Raw genomic sequence first — 1,188 nt, forward strand, 5'->3', positions numbered from 1 at the left:
GCGATGATCTTAGCGACGACGCCGGCGCCGACGGTACGACCGCCTTCACGGATGGCGAAACGCAGACCTTCTTCCATGGCGATCGGAGCCAACAGCTTGACGCTCATCGACACGTTGTCGCCCGGCAGAACCATTTCCTTGTCCTTGGGCAGCTCGATCGAGCCGGTCACGTCCGTCGTACGGAAGTAGAACTGCGGACGATAGCCGTTGAAGAACGGCGTGTGACGGCCACCTTCTTCCTTGGACAGAATGTACACCTCGGCGGTGAACTCGGTGTGCGGGGTGATCGAACCAGGCTTGGCCAGAACTTGACCACGCTCGACGTCTTCACGCTTGGTGCCGCGCAGCAGAATACCCACGTTGTCGCCAGCTTGACCTTGGTCGAGCAGCTTGCGGAACATTTCCACGCCCGTGCAGGTCGTCTTGACCGTCGGCTTGATACCAACGATTTCGATTTCTTCGCCGACTTTGATGATGCCGCGCTCGACGCGACCCGTCACCACCGTACCACGACCCGAGATCGAGAACACGTCTTCGACCGGCATCAGGAACGCGCCGTCAACAGCACGCTCAGGCGTCGGGATGTAGGAGTCCAGCGCTTCGGCCAGAGCCAGAATCGCCTTCTCGCCCAGCTCGCCCTGGTCGCCTTCGAGGGCCAGCTTGGCCGAACCCTTGATGATCGGGGTGTCGTCGCCCGGGAAGTCGTACTTCGACAGCAGTTCGCGAACTTCCATTTCCACCAGCTCGAGCAGCTCGGCGTCATCAACCATGTCGGCCTTGTTCAGGAACACGATGATGTACGGCACGCCAACCTGACGGCTCAGCAGAATGTGCTCACGCGTTTGCGGCATCGGACCGTCAGCGGCCGAGCAAACCAGGATCGCGCCGTCCATTTGCGCCGCGCCCGTGATCATGTTCTTCACATAGTCAGCGTGGCCCGGGCAGTCAACGTGGGCGTAGTGGCGATTCGCCGTTTCGTATTCCACGTGTGCGGTGTTGATCGTGATACCACGAGCCTTCTCTTCCGGGGCCGCGTCGATCTGGTCGTAGCCGCGAGCTTCGCCGCCGAATTGCTTCGACAGCACCGTCGTGATGGCTGCCGTCAACGTGGTTTTGCCGTGGTCAACGTGACCAATCGTACCCACGTTCACGTGCGGCTTGGTACGTTCAAACTTGCCTTTTGCCATG

Annotated in this window: 1 protein-coding gene; it reads right to left on the bottom strand. The window is 60.5% G+C overall.

All coding sequences use genetic code 11. The annotated features are described in order from the left end of the window. On the bottom strand, window positions 1–1,187 hold a 1,187-nt coding region (gene tuf / locus GOQ25_RS18105; protein WP_160351880.1), incomplete at its 3' end, for an elongation factor Tu. Between the last annotated feature and the right edge of the window lies 1 nt (window position 1,188).

It is taken from the genome of Bordetella sp. 15P40C-2, assembly GCF_009763235.1.
In the GTDB taxonomy this organism is placed as follows: Bacteria; Pseudomonadota; Gammaproteobacteria; order Burkholderiales; family Burkholderiaceae_B; genus Bordetella_A.